This window comes from Pseudomonas sp. 31-12, assembly GCF_003151075.1.
Taxonomy (GTDB): Bacteria; Pseudomonadota; Gammaproteobacteria; order Pseudomonadales; family Pseudomonadaceae; genus Aquipseudomonas.
The window spans coordinates 4,148,134-4,162,144 of the sequence record NZ_CP029482.1; the positions used below are offsets into that span (position 1 = coordinate 4,148,134).

Below are 14,011 nucleotides of genomic sequence, written 5' to 3' on the forward strand. Positions count from 1 at the left end.
CACCTCAGCCACTTATGCACTCAGAGCGGCGGGCGATTATGTGCGGGCCAGGAGGTTTAGAAGCCCTCCTCTTCAAGTCCTGTCGTGAATCAAGACGATCTGCACCGTTCTCAATACGTTCAGAAGCCACGGGCGTGGGATCAAAGGCAACACTGTGTCCACTCCCAACGTAAACCGCGCTGGGTTTGAATCCCCACACTATTGGAAGCCTGAATCATGCCTACCTTGAACATTGAGAACTCCAGAACGAACGGCGTCGCTCAGAAATTTTCGCTCGGGGCTAGAACCACGGCGATCGGTACCTACGGTGCTTACGCTGCACTGGCCATTATTTACTTCTGGTTTGGCGGCATGAAATTTACGCACTATGAAGCCGAGGGCCTGGTGCCGCTGGTGAGCAACAGCCCTTTCCTGGGTTGGGTCTACAACATTTTCAGTGTCGATACGTTCTCCAGTCTGCTCGGCATCCTGGAAGTCTCGATCGGTGTGCTGATTGCAGGCCGCCTTCTGTCACCCAAGCTGTCGTTGATCGGTGGTGCGTTGTCTGCCGGGCTGTTTTTCACCACCTTGAGCTTCATGTTCTCGACACCCGGTGTGATTGAACCCGGCCTCGGTTTCCCCGCCATTTCGGTTGCGCCTGGTCAGTTTCTCCTGAAAGACATCGGGTTGCTTGCCGCTTCGGTGTTCGTGGCCGGACATTCACTGACTGCGCTGGAAAACCGATAAAACGATGATGTGTCCTCCCGGAATGGCCTGAAACCGCTCGATGTTTTCAGGCCATTTTCCCTTCTCCCTCTCCTGTCGAATCCTTCATCCAGTCCCGGGGGCTGTAGCCCGTCTTGCGCCGAAATGCGCGGGCAAGCGCCGAAGGACTTTCATAACCGACCTCAGCGGCAATCAGCGTAATCGGTCGCCCTTCACGCAAACGCTTCTGCGCCAGACTGATACGCCAACTCAACAGATAATCGGCCGGTGTCTGCCCGATGACGGCCCGAAAATGCACGGCATAGGCCGCTCGCGACATGTTCGACTCGCTCGCGAGTTCGGCAATCGACCAGGGACGATGAGGGGCGTTGTGTATCTGGACCAGCGAGCGCGCCAGGCGCGAATCGGCCAGTCCGGCCATCAATCCGGTGTGCAACTGGTGGTGATCGAGCAGATGCCGAAACAACAAGATGATCAGCAGTTCGAACAAGCGATCCAATGCGGCCTCCCTGCCACAATGTCCACCCGCAGCCTCAACGAACATCCATTTCAGCGTATCGGCCAGCATCGGTAGCTCATCCAGGGGCAGCACCAACAGATCGGGTAACGAAGCCGACAACGGGTTATCGACACCGCCCTCAAACTCCATTGACGCACACAGGAGTTGAGCCCCCTCGGGTTCACCGGCGAACAGTTGATGGCGGCGCGGGCGTGGCAGAAAAATCAGACTGGGCCGGGTCAGCCGCACGTCCTTGCGATCGAGTCCCAGCAACGTGACGGCACCGGCCTGAAGCAGATGAACATGACCGCGCTGGTCAGCACCATCATATGCCGCCATGCCGCACAGCTTGCCGTTGTAGAAGAGGTTTGCGCGCACGCCGAACTGCGACAACAAGGTAGACAATCGATCCATGAGTGATCTCTGGGCGGGATGTAGACACGCGGTAGCATATCACCGAGGGTTTGCGGTCCGATTGGGCTCATTTTCCATTCGGCGGTCAACGAAAAGCCCGGCCTGACTCGTTTAATGCTGTCCACTTAAGCGCTGGCACTCACATTTGTGGCGAGGGGATTTATCCCCGTTCGGCTGCGAAGCAGTCGTAAATCCAGACAACTTGGTCTGTCTGAACGGACGCGGGGGGCCGCTTCGCAGCCCTACGGGGATAAATCCCCTCGCCACAGGTTCTTGCTCGCCTGAAGATTGTCTTAAGTGCACAGCGTTTCGGCCTGACCCTCCGGGCTCTTGTGCATCACTTGCAACACCGCTCCCCAACCCGGCAAAAACACGATGCCGTAATCTCCACATCCGCCCGGGCCATGGCCAGGTCAAGCCGGGTCTTGGCCGCCGCGGCTTCAGCGTCCCGTCCCAGGCGTTTCAGGCATTCCACATAACCGTGGAGGCTCCACACATTGTCCAGGTGCCAGGACGCGCGGCTGAGTGTGTTGTCCAGTCCGAGATCGGCCCGATAGGCCTGCAAGGCTTCTTCTACCCTGCCCTGTTCCAGAAGCAGCGCGCCGAGTGCGTGCCGGACCGGTTGCATCCAGCCCCACGGCTCGTCATAAGGCAGGTTGTCGTCCAGAGCCAGTGCCTCGCGCAGATGGGCGAATGCGCTGTCGTGGTTGCCTTTGCGGTACTCGATTTCGCCGCGCAGCATAGCGCCGGCCACCGCCAGGATATCGAGGCAGGTGTTGTTGAAGATGTAGCGGGTTGGCGGCACTCGGGTCAGTGCATTGATGAACAGCTGCTGTTCGGTTTCTGCCGCGGCGACATGCCCGCAAGCCGCGTGCGCCACGCCTCTGGCGTAATGCAGCATCGCGGTGGTCACGCAGTACAGTGCCTGGTCGTTCGGCAGCGGCGTGGCGAGTATGTCCAGCCATTTGCCGAAGCGGATCTGCACGTGGACCTTTATCGACACGAAACCTTCCAGCCAGTCGGCCATGGGCGGCTGCTCCACGCGCAGCAGTTCTTCCTTGATCGTCGCGGTCAGTTGATCGGCAGCGTCCAGGGCCGGTTGGTACTGCCCGAGGAACATCGCCGAATAAAGTTTGAAGTGGTAGTTGTGGCTTCGGTACAGGGTGTAGAAATTGATGGGCCCTTCGTGTTGCAGGTATTTGCTGTCCGCCTGGATCGCCCGGCTGTTGGTGATCATGGCCCCACGGTAATCCCCACACAGGACGTCGATGTGCGACGGCATATGGCGCAAATGCCCGGCGTCCGGCACCAGGTCGCGCAGGACATCGCCGGCGCGCAACGCCCGTTCCGGGTAAGGCGACATTTCCATCGTGTGGACGTACATGTGCAGCACGCCCGGGTGGGGCGCATCGCCGTGCTGCTCCATCCGTCGCAGCGCAGTCTCCAGCACCGCCACCGCCTCCAGCGTGTCGGCGCCCGGTGCCGGCGTGCCGGTTTTCAGGTCCCATAACTGCCAGGGCGTGCGGTCGATCAACGCTTCGGCAAACAACGCCACAACGTCGGGATCATCAGGGAAGGTTTTGTAGACATCGCGCATGGCCGCCGCATAGGCGTCGTTCCAGGCGAAGAGTTGCTCAAGGCTGGTCGCCTCATCAGCCTGGTAGCGTTTTTCCAGCGCCCGGATCAGTGCCTGCTCCACCGGTTTAGCCCCGTCAATATGTGCCAGCGCGGTGTGCGTTGCCAGTCGGGCACGGGCCACGGCCTCTTTCAACTCTTGTTCGATGAAGGCATCCCAGCGCTTGTTGTAGTTCGGGCCCGAGGCGTAAGCGATGCCCCAGTAGGCCATCGCGCAATCGCTGTCGTGTTCGATGGCCTTGTGGAAACAGCGGATGGATTCGTCGTGGTTGTAGCCGTAGCACCAGATCAGACCGCGGTCGAACCAGAGCTGGGCCTCGGGTGAGCTCGTTGTCACCGGGCGACTGTAGGTGCCCAGATCGTAATAGTCGTGCATCGGTTTACCCTCTCGACCAGAGCATGAAACCTCGCAGGAAATGCTGGCAGACGGGGACGGATGTAGCGGGCTGATTTCCTGGAGACCGTTGATAGCTGAGGAGGTAAAGCATAGCCCTGCGATCGTGGGTGAGCGGTGTAGCCGACGACAGGTTTGCGACGGCTGATATTCCGGGTTTGTGGAGTAAATGAAAACGGGCGCCAAGGAGGCGCCCGTTTTTTGTTGGTGTGTTGGGTCTTACCAACTGCCGTAAGGGATGCCGTACTTCTTGACGTAGTTTTTTGACTTTTCGGATAGCGGATAATATTTGCCCCCAGATTTCCCAAGGTGAGGCCCCAAAGGCTCAATCTCCGCTTGGGCGTGGGCAACTTTGATAGATTTCATACATTTGTCCAGTACCCACACCTGCACGATGCCTCCAGGTGCGAGCCCAAGATAAACCTTGGCTCTGTAGTTGGCCGTCTCCTCAGAACTGGATGGACAACGTTCATTCACTGAGGCATGCAAGATTTGTCGAGCCTCTTCAGGAATGTCGACCCATGCTCGATAAGTTTGCGGCTCGACTACCGACTGCCAACGAACATAAATACGTTTGGGCAAATCCGCACCGACTACACCGCGAGTGCTACTGCTGATTTTTTCGCCCCAGCCGCGAGCAAACGCAGCGTCACCTGCGGGCTCATCACTTGCTGCTGTACCGCCACCGGTACGGCGAAACAGCTTCCCGTTGATGTCTTCAACTGCCGTGTCTTCGACCCAGACCTTCATATAGGTGGGCTCGACAAAACTGAGGCTCCACCATTGATTCTTCGGGTCGTTTTTACCAGAAGGTGGTGCTGCGGCCTGGCAAGCGGAGATCAGAAGTGCGCCCAGCAAAAAAACCAATGCGCGCATCAAAATGTTCTCCAAAGGGAATCAGCTACGTGAGGATGACGCACCCGTAAGCCGTCGTCGGTGGGTGCATTTGCGTATCGGAGAGTTATGCCCTGCTCACGGCTTCCACCAATGGGGTTGTTCCAGTTGGCGGACATATGCACGTATTTGAGTTTCAATAGTTCTTCTTCATCGGGTTCTGGCTTGTACTCACCAGCGAGTACTCTGTCACAGAAAGGCTGAAGTTCAGGAGGCACGCTATAAGCGGGGTCATTCTCGTCGATCACCTCAAACTGCACACCTTTCTCCTTGGCCAATTTATGCATCAAACGCAGGTAAATTACAGCCAGTTTGCTACTGACCGTCCGCTTGAGCTGCAAGCCTGCATACACCCTCAACTTTTTCGGTCCTGACTTCTCCTGCTCCCAATCAGGCGCGACGCTTGGCGTCGGGATCACAATTTCCAGCATAAATTCGGGCCACCCCTTGGCCACCATGCTTGCTTTCTGTTGTTGGACATCCAGGTAAATGGAAGTGGAGCAGATATCCGTACCATGCGGCACCGTAAGCGCTTGCATTGGATTAACCAGCACACACTCCTCCACGACTTCGCGATAGCCACCACCTAAATCTGAATGCACGCCGGGTAAAGGTATTTCCGGATGAGCGGGAACAACTGTACTCAATGCGAAATTCGCTCGGTGTTCGTCACGTGCGACAAGTTGGACCACATCGGTAAAGTATCGGCGATCCAGATATAGTTTGATCCCAGGAGCAACCGGGCTTTGGATATTTCCAAAATTCGTCAGTCCCGCCACGGAAGGTACGGTGTCGAATAAACCGACAAAGCCCATGATGATTTCGGTGTTGAACTGATTGCCAAAGCTGGAACTGAATCCTTTGGGGTTTCTACGTAGCACTTCCCCTAACGGTCCTTGCTTGCAACGCACTATCTCATTCGCAAAGTGCCGGGCCGCCGCGGCACCCCGACTGAAGCCAAAGGTGTCGAAGGTCAGCGAGGTGATTTCGCAACCAGGACTCTTATCAATGAGTTCTTTTATCAAGTCATTCAGGTCGGAAAATGCTTGCTGGACTTTGGCCGCTACACCGGTGTCACCACGTCCGGTGGCTGCATTCATTAACTTATCTTCTGCTCCTCCGGTCGTACCAATGCCCTCAACGTAGAGGCTGCGTAAGGAGAGTCTGACGGTACCTTCACCCTCGACGTCTTTCGCTGCGGGGTAGAGATCAAACAACTTGGAAACGTTACTCACATCATTCCCATAACTCCCCTCGGGATCCGCCATATACGGCTTGCAGCTCGCGTCGACGTCTTCCGGGCGAATCGGATGATGGGCACCACACAATAATCCCGAAGCCGAGTTACCCGCATTGTTCAGCGTCCCGTCAAAGAACACCCCAATGCGCAGCGCAACCCTGACTTTTTCTTTCGCAGGCGCCGGTGCCTTGCCGTGTTTCTCGTATTCCGCCCAGCGTTGGGCATGGATGTCGACGGGTTTGGCTTCGTCGTATCGATAGTTTTTCGGGGGGTTGGGGACGTATCCACTCATTCCTTGATCACCTGGCTCCTTGGTACAGCGGGCGCTGAGGGTGCCACTGTGGATCCAGTCAAGCAATGCGTAGCCAGAGGCCATCACCCACTGGAACTGAGTGTTGTCCATACATTGCCGTCGTCGATAGTCACCATCAATTCAATGAAGTTCTCATAAAAAATCCGCGGCGTAAGATCGCCTCCATACCAAACAACTACACCCCGGAGCACACCATCATGAAACGCCAAATCCTTCTCAGCATCGCTTTCTCGGTTTTCGCAGTTAACGCTTTCGCCGCTTCTTCTGCTCACCCGGTTGTCGCTGAAGGCGGCTCGGATCGTCTGATTGAAAGTCGTGTGGCTGAAGGTGGTTCGGATCGTTTGATCGAAAACCGCGTCGCTGAAGGTGGTTCTGACCGCCTGATCGAAAACCGTGTGGCCGAAGGTGGTTCCGACCGTCTGATCGAAAACCGCGTTGCCGAAGGTGGTTCTGATCGACTGATCGAAAACCGCGTCGCTGAAGGTGGTTCTGACCGACTGATTGAAAGCCGCGCCGCATAAATGATTGGTTTCACCGCAGTACTCAACGAAAAGCCCGGCCTAATCAGCCGGGCTTTTTCGCGCACCACGCTATTTCAACTATCCACGCACATGGATAGTCATGACAGCTTTAGCGGCTATTGATCCTCTTTTCAGTCTATTAGCATCAACAGCGGGTAGAAGCCTCTACCTGCCATGAACTTGAACAGAGGATCAAAATGAACAAGCCCGAGTTTTTTGTTACGCCCGGCTACGGGGAAACCCTGCTCAATGCATTGCATTACTCTCAAGCGCTAAAAATCGGCAATCGAGTTGAGACTTCCGGCCAGGGCGGTTGGGATGACGATCTGCAGATCCCCGAATCGATCGAGGACGAGATTGTTCAGGCGTTTCAAAACCTGGAGCGAACCCTGGCGACGGCAGGTGCCGGTTGGGAGCATGTGGTCCACGTCAATTCTTACCATGTCGCAGGTTTCCCTCCGATAGTTAACGAGACGATGGCCAGGCTATATCGGCATTACATGCCCAACCACGCTCCCATCTGGACGCAACTCGGAGTCGCGTCACTTGGACTGCCAACGATGCGCATTGAAATCCGCGTTACCGCCATTGTTCCTTGAGTTTCAATGAGCGGGCGACGCCTCTCGGAATGTCTGAATCACCCAATCGATAAAAACCTTCAGCCGGGCATTTTGATGTCGATTGGGTGGATAGAGGACATGAAACGGCATGGCGGGTCGAGACCAGTCTTCCAAAACGGCCACTAACTCGCCGGCGTCCAGACAAGGCTGAACGATGCGCCTGAAGTGCTGCCCGATACCGAGTCCCGCGAGCATCATTTCTTTAAGGCCATTACCGTCATTCGTCGAAAATTCGCAGTCACCGACTTCATATCGATGAGTGCCGTTCTCGAAAATCAAGGGTTCCGGTTTCCCCGTCGTGGCAAAGAAGTAGCCTGCCTGAACATGGTTAGTCTGGAGATCATTCGGGGTAGAAGGCATCCCCATGCGTTCGAGGTAAGCGGGGGCCGCGCAGGTGACGTAGTGAAGGTCGACAAGCTTGCGACCGATCATTGTCATGTCATCCAGTTCACCCGCACGAATCACGCAATCCACGCCCTCGCCGACGATATTCACTGGTCGGTCGCTGATGCCTAAAGCGACGGTGATATCGGGATACTCGCGATGAAAATCAGGCAACGCGGGTATCAGCAGGCAATTGGCGAATGAGGCTGGCGCATCAATCCTCAGATGCCCGCCAGGCTTGAGTTTTTTACCACGGACGGCGGTGTCCACGGAATCTAGTTCTGCAATCAGGCGCATTGCATGACTGTAGTATTCCAGCCCGTCCGATGTGGCGGCGACTGCGCGGGTAGTTCGGTGCATCAGCTTGATGCCAAGGTGCTTTTCGAGGTCGGTGATCAACTTGCTGACCTTCGAACGTGGAAGCGCCAGTTGGTCGGCAGCCCGGCTGAAAGATCCTGTTTCCACAACACGTACAAAAGCACGCATTGCTAAAAGTTGATTCACTGTGGTCTACCCGCTTGATGATGAACATCCAGCCTTACTGTCCATGAATCTGCACATTGATGACTGAAATCAGTAGGTTTGTTCTGCGTTTGAGTCTAACTCAGCAGGGGCTCCAAGCGTTGTATGCTTGGCGTCCGCTTGTGATACACATCACCTGATTGAAAATAACGAGCTCTAATGAGGTTTTGCTTATGCCCTGCTCCCCACGCATCCCGCAGCTGCTGACTTGCGCCCTGATCGGTTTACTCGCTGGCGGCGCACAGGCGAGCACGCCCTCCCCGGCACCCGCCAGTTTGCAACCGCTGCTGGTGACGATGAACGAGCGTCTGAACATTGCTGATCTGGTGGCGCTGACCAAGTGGGACAGCGGCAAGGCGATTCAGGACAGTGTCCGCGAAGCACAAGTCATCTCCAATGCCAGGAAGTTGGCCGTTAAACGAAAACTGGACCCGGAACAGGTCGCCGAGTTGATCGCTGCACAGATTGAAGCCAACAAGCTTGTGCAATACGGGCTGCTCGCGAACTGGCGAGCAGCCGGCAAGGCGCCTGACACACCGCGGCCGGACCTCACCAAGCAGATCAGGCCACAGCTGGATGAGCTGCAAAGTCGCCTGCTGCAGCAATACGCCGAGTTTGAGCCCTATCGCAAAGATCCGAACTGCCCGGACTGGCTGGGCGAGGCGCGAGCCGGTTTGATCAAAGATCAACTGCATGGTCAGGCTCTTATACGCGCTACCGGGGAGCTGTGTGTCGCGGATCAATGACAGGGAATCGCCGTTTTGTGCAGCCATTGACTGCATCAATAGTCACCATTAACTCAATGAAGTTCTCTTAAAAACTCCGGGGCGTAACATCAGCGCCATACCACACAACTACACCCCGGAGCACAAAATCATGAAACGCCAATTCCTTCTCAGCATCGCTTTCTCGGTTTTTGCAGTTAACGCTTTTGCCGCTACTTCTGCGCACCCGGTTGTCGCTGAAGGCGGCTCCGACCGTCTGATCGAAAACCGCGTTGCTGAAGGTGGTTCCGACCGCTTGATCGAGAACCGCGTCGCTGAAGGTGGTTCGGATCGTCTGATCGAAAACCGTGTTGCCGAAGGTGGCTCCGACCGTCTGATCGAAAATCGCGTTGCCGAAGGTGGCTCCGACCGTTTGATCGAAAACCGCGTCGCTGAAGGTGGCTCTGACCGTTTGATCGAAAACCGCGTCGCTGAAGGTGGTTCTGACCGTCTGCTCGAAAACCGCGTCGCCTGAATGAATGGCTTTACAGCGGTACCCAACAAAAAGCCCGGCCTAACCAGCCGGGCTTTTTCGTGAGCTACTTTTAGTACATTCGCATAGCCTCCAGTCGATCTTCGCGGCACTATTCAAGTCTTGCGGCAAGCCATCAGGCGACACTGCATGTGCCACACCGGAGCGTTTTACAGAACAACAAAAATACAGGAGTTGAAAATGTCTGAACTGAACCTGCATCCCAACGCCGCAAAATCCCTGAGCCAATGGCACGACATGATCCTCAAGGGCGACTTGAGCGCCCTGCCCGAATTGTTGGACCCACAAGCGATATTCCGCTCGCCCATGGCTCACAAGCCTTACCCGGGAGCGCCCGTGGTTTCGATGATTCTTAACACGGTCGTCAAGGTGTTTGAGGATTTCACCTACCACCGCGAACTGTCGACCGCCGACGGCCTGAGCGTCGTTCTGGAATTCAGCGCCAAAGTCAGCGGCAAAGAGCTGAAGGGCATCGACATGATCCGGTTCAATGAACAGGGGAAAATCGTCGAGTTCGAGGTAATGGTCCGCCCATTCAGTGCCTTGCAAGCGTTGGGAGAGCAAATGGGACAACGCCTTGGCGCTTATCTGGCGGCCAGTAAAGCCTGATTGCGTTGCATCGTTCGCAGGGAGGTGCTGCGGCCTGGCACCTCGCTTGCGGGTACCGATCGCGATCAAGGCGCGGCAACCCGGAAGAACTGATTGTCGGGCCGCGCCCTTGGTTCCAGATCCCGGACTATCCTTTCATGCGGTCGCCGCACTTCCCTTGCTCCGCGGCGACGTCTGAGCAGTCCCCTTGTGTCTCCTGATCTGGAGGTCTCCCATGAGCGATAGCACCGAAGTCACGTCCTTCACCGGCTGGGCCGCAATGGTCGCCGGCGCGCCACTGGAGCGTTACAGCTACGACCCCGGTCAATTGGGGGATGAGGAGGTGGAAGTTGCGGTGGAATATTGCGGCGTCTGCCACTCCGACCAGTCGCTGATCGATAACGAATGGGGCGTCAGCAGCTACCCTTTTATCCCTGGCCACGAGGTGGTCGGCAGCATTGTGCGAGTGGGTGCGCAGGTCCGCGGTCTCCAGGTGGGGCAACGGGTGGGCATCGGCTGGTACAAGGGCAGTTGCATGCATTGCTCATCATGCATCGGCGGCGCCCACCATCTGTGCGGCACCGCCAAACCCACCATCATCGGCAGCAACGGCGGTTTTGCCGATCGCCTGCGTTCGCACTGGGCCTGGGCGCTGGCAATACCGGGCGAACTCGACCCGTCGATGGCCGGTCCGCTGTTTTGCGCCGGCTCCACGGTGTTCAATCCGCTGGTGGAATTCGGCGTCAAACCCACTGATCGGGTCGGCGTGGTGGGCATCGGCGGCCTCGGTCATCTGGCGCTTCGCTTTCTCAACGCCTGGGGCTGCGAGGTCACCGCATTTACCTCGTCGTTGAACAAGACCGACGAAGCCCGGCGCCTGGGCGCGCACAACGTCGTCGCCTCGACCGACAGCGACTCGCTGAAAGCCATTGCCGGCACCCTGGATTTCCTGCTGGTGACGGCCAACGCCAACCTCGACTGGACGGCCATGCTCGCCACCCTGCGCGGCAAGGGGCGCCTGCACTTTGTCGGCATCGTGCCCGACGCTATTCCCGTGCATGTGTTCAACCTGATCCCCCAACAAAAGACCCTGTCCGCCTCGCCGGTCGGCTCGCCGAGTACCACGGCGACCATGCTGGAATTCTGCGCACGTCATCAGATCCTGCCGCAGGTCGAGCTTTTTCCCATGAGCCGGGTCAACGAAGCGATCGATCACCTGCGCAGCGGCAAGGCGCGTTACCGCGTGGTGCTGGATGCGAGCAAATGAAGGACCAACGCTGATATGGATAACCAGGCACCCGAGCCTCAATCCGTCGATAGCCTCATCCCCAGCAGCACCCGCTAATCACCCCTTGCAGTTCTTACGCAGGAGTTGGCAATGATCCCCAGACATTCGCTTGCAACCCTGATGATCAGCGCAAGCCTGTGCGGCTGCACCATTTCAACCGACCATGGCGTGTCTGTCCCGCTGGTTGCCACCCGACAGAACACCGGGCAGATCGGCAATGTAACGCTGACAAGCTGGGACAAACAAACCGGGCTCAGCTTCTTCATCAGTGGTGCTCCAAGCGGAGCGACCCTGCCCTTGCGTCTCTACAGCTTCATTCATAAAGGCAGCTGCCAGCAACCCGGGCCAGTGGCCTTTGCAATGAACGACAAGGTCAATACCAAGCGCGAAGCGGTACGCGGCTGGTCGTTCTCAAGAAGCGCACCGATCGCCCTGCCGGATCTGCTTGCCAACGAGCATTACATCGTCGTGCGAACGGCTCCGGCGAATGGCAACGTCGATATTTTTTGCGGCGATATCAGGCCGGCTGGCGCAGTGAAGTAGCCACTGGAGAGAATGCGATAACGGGGCAAATTCATTGTTTTGAGTCAGTCGGGGACGCCTCGTCCCCTGCATTCGAAACGGCTTATTCCCTGTCTTTCGTAGTACGGATCAGGTTGTCCCGCAATTTCACAATGGCTTGCTGCATTTGCACGAATTCGTCGGGATCAAGACCGGTTTGCGGGAAGCCTTCTTCCGTAAGGCCTTCACGCAGTTTTCGTCCCTCGTTTGTGAGGCTGATGCGTACCTGGCGCTCGTCTTCCGGGTCGCGCTGGCGTAGCAAGTAACCCATCGCTTCCAGTTTCTTCAGGATTGGCGTGAGGGTGTTGGATTCGAGGAACAGCTTTTCGCCGAGGCTCCCTACAGTCTGGTTGTCTTCTTCCCACAGCACAACGAGGGTGATGTATTGCGTGTAGGTGAGCCCGAGCCGTTCGAGCATTGGCTTGTAAGCCTTGCCAAAAGCGAGGTTGGAGGAATAGACCGCAAAACACAGGAAGTCGGAAAGCTTCAAGTCGAGGGCAGCTGTCTTTTTGGTGGGTTTCATGAGCATTCTCTGTGGCCAAAGACGGATAGACTGCAAGATTCGACTATACATCGCATGCGATGGTATCGGAAGTGCTCGCTGCGTCGTCCGTCCTAAACACTGTGATGGCCGACGACTGGTTCACCGATGCCCCTGGGTTGCTCGGTTCGGATCACTTTCACGTGATCCGAACCGAGCCATTCTGATCATTGCAAGATCAGTTCTTCGATGCCTGTGGGTTTGGCACTTACCTCAGCGATTTAAATCCGGCCCGGACTTCCTGCGAGAACAGCGCCGGCTGCTCCCACGCAGCAAAGTGCCCGCCTTTGGGAAGTTCGTTGTAATGCACGAGTTTGGGATACGCCTTCTGCGACCAACTTTTCGGCGCCGTATACAGTTCATCAGGAAACACACTCACCGCGACCGGGATGTTGACGCCCTTGACGGCAAAGAATGTTGACTTGTTTTCCCAATAGAGCCGCCCCGAGGAAACGGCCGTCTGGGTCAGCCAGAACAACGTGATGTTGTCGAGGACGTCATCCGGTGTGAGGCCTTCCGGTTGCCCGTCAATGGATCGCGCAATCATCTCGTAGCTTTTAGGATCATGATCAAGCATGAAGGCCGCCAACCCAACCGGTGAATCATTGAGGCCTGTCAGCGACTGCGGCCGATCCCCCATCATGATGGCGTAACCGATGTGCTTGTACGTATTGGCGAGTTGATCGGCCGCGCGCTTCTCTTCTTCAGAAAGACCATTGGGTACAGGCTCGCCGCGAAATAACGCAGCATCCAGTTCAGGCGGGATGACGCCGGGCATGTTCGAATGAATACCGATCAAGCCAGGTGGCGCCTTTACAGCCATCAGGTCGACAACGATAGAACCCCAGTCGCCACCTTGCGCGCCATACGTTGTGTAGCCGAGACGCTTCATCAACTCGATGTAGGCATCGGCGATACGATCGGGATTCCAACCGGGCCCGGTCGGTTTCTCCGAGAAGCCGTAACCCGGCATCGATGGAATCACCAGGCTGAACGCATCGGAGGCACTGGCGCCATGCGCGGCGGGATCGGTGAGTGGCCCAATGACTTTCATCAACTCGATCACCGACCCGGGCCAGCCGTGCGCCATCAATAGGGGTAGCGCATTCTCGTGTTTCGAGCGGACATGAATGAAGTGGATATCCAGGCCATCAATATGGGTGATGAAGTTTGGAACGGCGTTTATTTTCGATTCGATTACCCGCCAGTCATATTGGGTCGCCCAGTGCCTTGCCAGTTTCTGGATCGTCGCCAGTTGTACACCTTGGGAGGAATCATTGACTGTTTCCTTGTCCGGCCATCTTGTTGCTTCTATCCGTCTACGCAACTCTGCAAGTTCAGACTCTTTGGCGCTGAAATGAAAGGGCCGTATTTCAGCGGAAACACTATCGGCTTTTGTTGGAGTATTGGTCATAGCGTCAGTCCTGGTTGATAAACCGAGTAACCCTAGCGGTGCAGCGGCACAGGCCACTGCAGCAGCGCCGCAGAAGTTACGTCTGGTCAGGGAAAGTAGTTTTAGAGTTTTTGGCATACAGGCTTCTACGTCGCGAAGTCACACGCGGGCCGTATTTTTCAAACACGGGACAATAACGACAAATAGGTATCTATCGCGGGAGCTGTAACAAACCTGAGCGG

The 14,011-nt window shown here is 56.5% G+C and carries 15 protein-coding genes; 8 read left to right on the forward strand and 7 right to left on the reverse strand.

The window, feature by feature from the left end; translation table 11 throughout:
- Nucleotides 1–216: 216 nt before the first annotated feature.
- Nucleotides 217–726, forward strand: coding sequence for a YkgB family protein (locus DJ564_RS19580; RefSeq protein ID WP_109632549.1), 510 nt, complete (start codon nt 217–219; stop codon nt 724–726).
- A gap of 46 nt (nt 727–772) precedes the next feature.
- On the opposite strand, the gene DJ564_RS19585 is transcribed toward DJ564_RS19580, so the two are convergent.
- The 4 genes from DJ564_RS19585 to DJ564_RS19600 all read right to left on the reverse strand — a co-directional run bounded on the left by DJ564_RS19585 (nt 773) and on the right by DJ564_RS19600 (nt 6,073).
- A complete protein-coding gene (locus tag DJ564_RS19585; RefSeq protein WP_109632550.1) occupies nt 773–1,618 on the reverse strand; it encodes an AraC family transcriptional regulator in 846 nt (281 codons plus the stop codon).
- Between the two features lie 337 nt (nt 1,619–1,955).
- Entirely contained in the window at nt 1,956–3,629 is a 1,674-nt protein-coding gene (locus DJ564_RS19590) for a tetratricopeptide repeat protein (protein WP_109632552.1), read from the reverse strand.
- 237 nt (nt 3,630–3,866) lie between these two features.
- Nucleotides 3,867–4,523 carry a DUF2931 family protein gene (locus DJ564_RS19595; protein ID WP_109632554.1) on the reverse strand — a complete coding sequence of 219 codons (657 nt, stop codon included), beginning with the start codon at nt 4,521–4,523 and terminating at the stop codon, nt 3,867–3,869.
- Entirely contained in the window at nt 4,523–6,073 is a 1,551-nt protein-coding gene (locus tag DJ564_RS19600) for a DUF2235 domain-containing protein (protein ID WP_109636117.1), read from the reverse strand. Before DJ564_RS19600 ends, DJ564_RS19595 begins: the two co-directional genes overlap by 1 nt.
- Before the next feature lie 218 nt (nt 6,074–6,291).
- Between DJ564_RS19600 and DJ564_RS19605 the strand changes: the two genes are divergently transcribed.
- Together DJ564_RS19605 and DJ564_RS19610 are read left to right on the forward strand one after the other, a co-directional pair.
- Nucleotides 6,292–6,615 carry a hypothetical protein gene (locus DJ564_RS19605; RefSeq protein WP_109632556.1) on the forward strand — a complete coding sequence of 108 codons (324 nt, stop codon included), beginning with the start codon at nt 6,292–6,294 and terminating at the stop codon, nt 6,613–6,615.
- A 197-nt stretch (nt 6,616–6,812) separates the two neighbouring features.
- Nucleotides 6,813–7,214, forward strand: a complete 402-nt coding sequence (locus tag DJ564_RS19610) for a RidA family protein (protein ID WP_109632558.1) — start codon at nt 6,813–6,815, stop codon at nt 7,212–7,214.
- Between the two features lie 3 nt (nt 7,215–7,217).
- Here DJ564_RS19610 and DJ564_RS19615 read toward each other — a convergent pair whose 3' ends face one another.
- Nucleotides 7,218–8,123, reverse strand: a complete 906-nt coding sequence (locus DJ564_RS19615) for a LysR family transcriptional regulator (RefSeq protein WP_256597434.1) — start codon at nt 8,121–8,123, stop codon at nt 7,218–7,220.
- A gap of 191 nt (nt 8,124–8,314) precedes the next feature.
- On the opposite strand from DJ564_RS19615, the gene DJ564_RS19620 reads away from it, so the two are divergent.
- The 5 genes from DJ564_RS19620 (at nt 8,315) to DJ564_RS19640 (ending at nt 11,817) form a co-directional block, all read left to right on the forward strand.
- Nucleotides 8,315–8,887, forward strand: a complete 573-nt coding sequence (locus DJ564_RS19620; protein ID WP_109632562.1) for a chorismate mutase — start codon at nt 8,315–8,317, stop codon at nt 8,885–8,887.
- A gap of 130 nt (nt 8,888–9,017) precedes the next feature.
- A complete protein-coding gene (locus DJ564_RS19625) occupies nt 9,018–9,380 on the forward strand; it encodes a hypothetical protein (RefSeq protein WP_109632563.1) in 363 nt (120 codons plus the stop codon).
- A 198-nt stretch (nt 9,381–9,578) separates the two neighbouring features.
- Nucleotides 9,579–10,007, forward strand: coding sequence for a nuclear transport factor 2 family protein (locus DJ564_RS19630; protein ID WP_109632565.1), 429 nt, complete (start codon nt 9,579–9,581; stop codon nt 10,005–10,007).
- Nucleotides 10,008–10,221: 214 nt separating this feature from the next.
- A complete protein-coding gene (locus DJ564_RS19635) occupies nt 10,222–11,253 on the forward strand; it encodes an NAD(P)-dependent alcohol dehydrogenase (protein WP_109632567.1) in 1,032 nt (343 codons plus the stop codon).
- Nucleotides 11,254–11,394: 141 nt separating this feature from the next.
- Complete coding sequence (locus DJ564_RS19640; protein WP_371921940.1) at nt 11,395–11,817, forward strand: hypothetical protein; 423 nt, start codon at nt 11,395–11,397, stop codon at nt 11,815–11,817.
- Nucleotides 11,818–11,899: 82 nt separating this feature from the next.
- Here DJ564_RS19640 and DJ564_RS19645 read toward each other — a convergent pair whose 3' ends face one another.
- Both DJ564_RS19645 and DJ564_RS19650 read right to left on the reverse strand, forming a co-directional pair.
- Nucleotides 11,900–12,358 (reverse strand): MarR family winged helix-turn-helix transcriptional regulator, encoded by a 459-nt coding sequence (locus DJ564_RS19645; RefSeq protein ID WP_109632571.1) that lies wholly within the window; start codon nt 12,356–12,358, stop codon nt 11,900–11,902.
- Between the two features lie 226 nt (nt 12,359–12,584).
- A complete protein-coding gene (locus tag DJ564_RS19650) occupies nt 12,585–13,790 on the reverse strand; it encodes an epoxide hydrolase family protein (RefSeq protein WP_218277760.1) in 1,206 nt (401 codons plus the stop codon).
- Nucleotides 13,791–14,011: the final 221 nt, after the last annotated feature.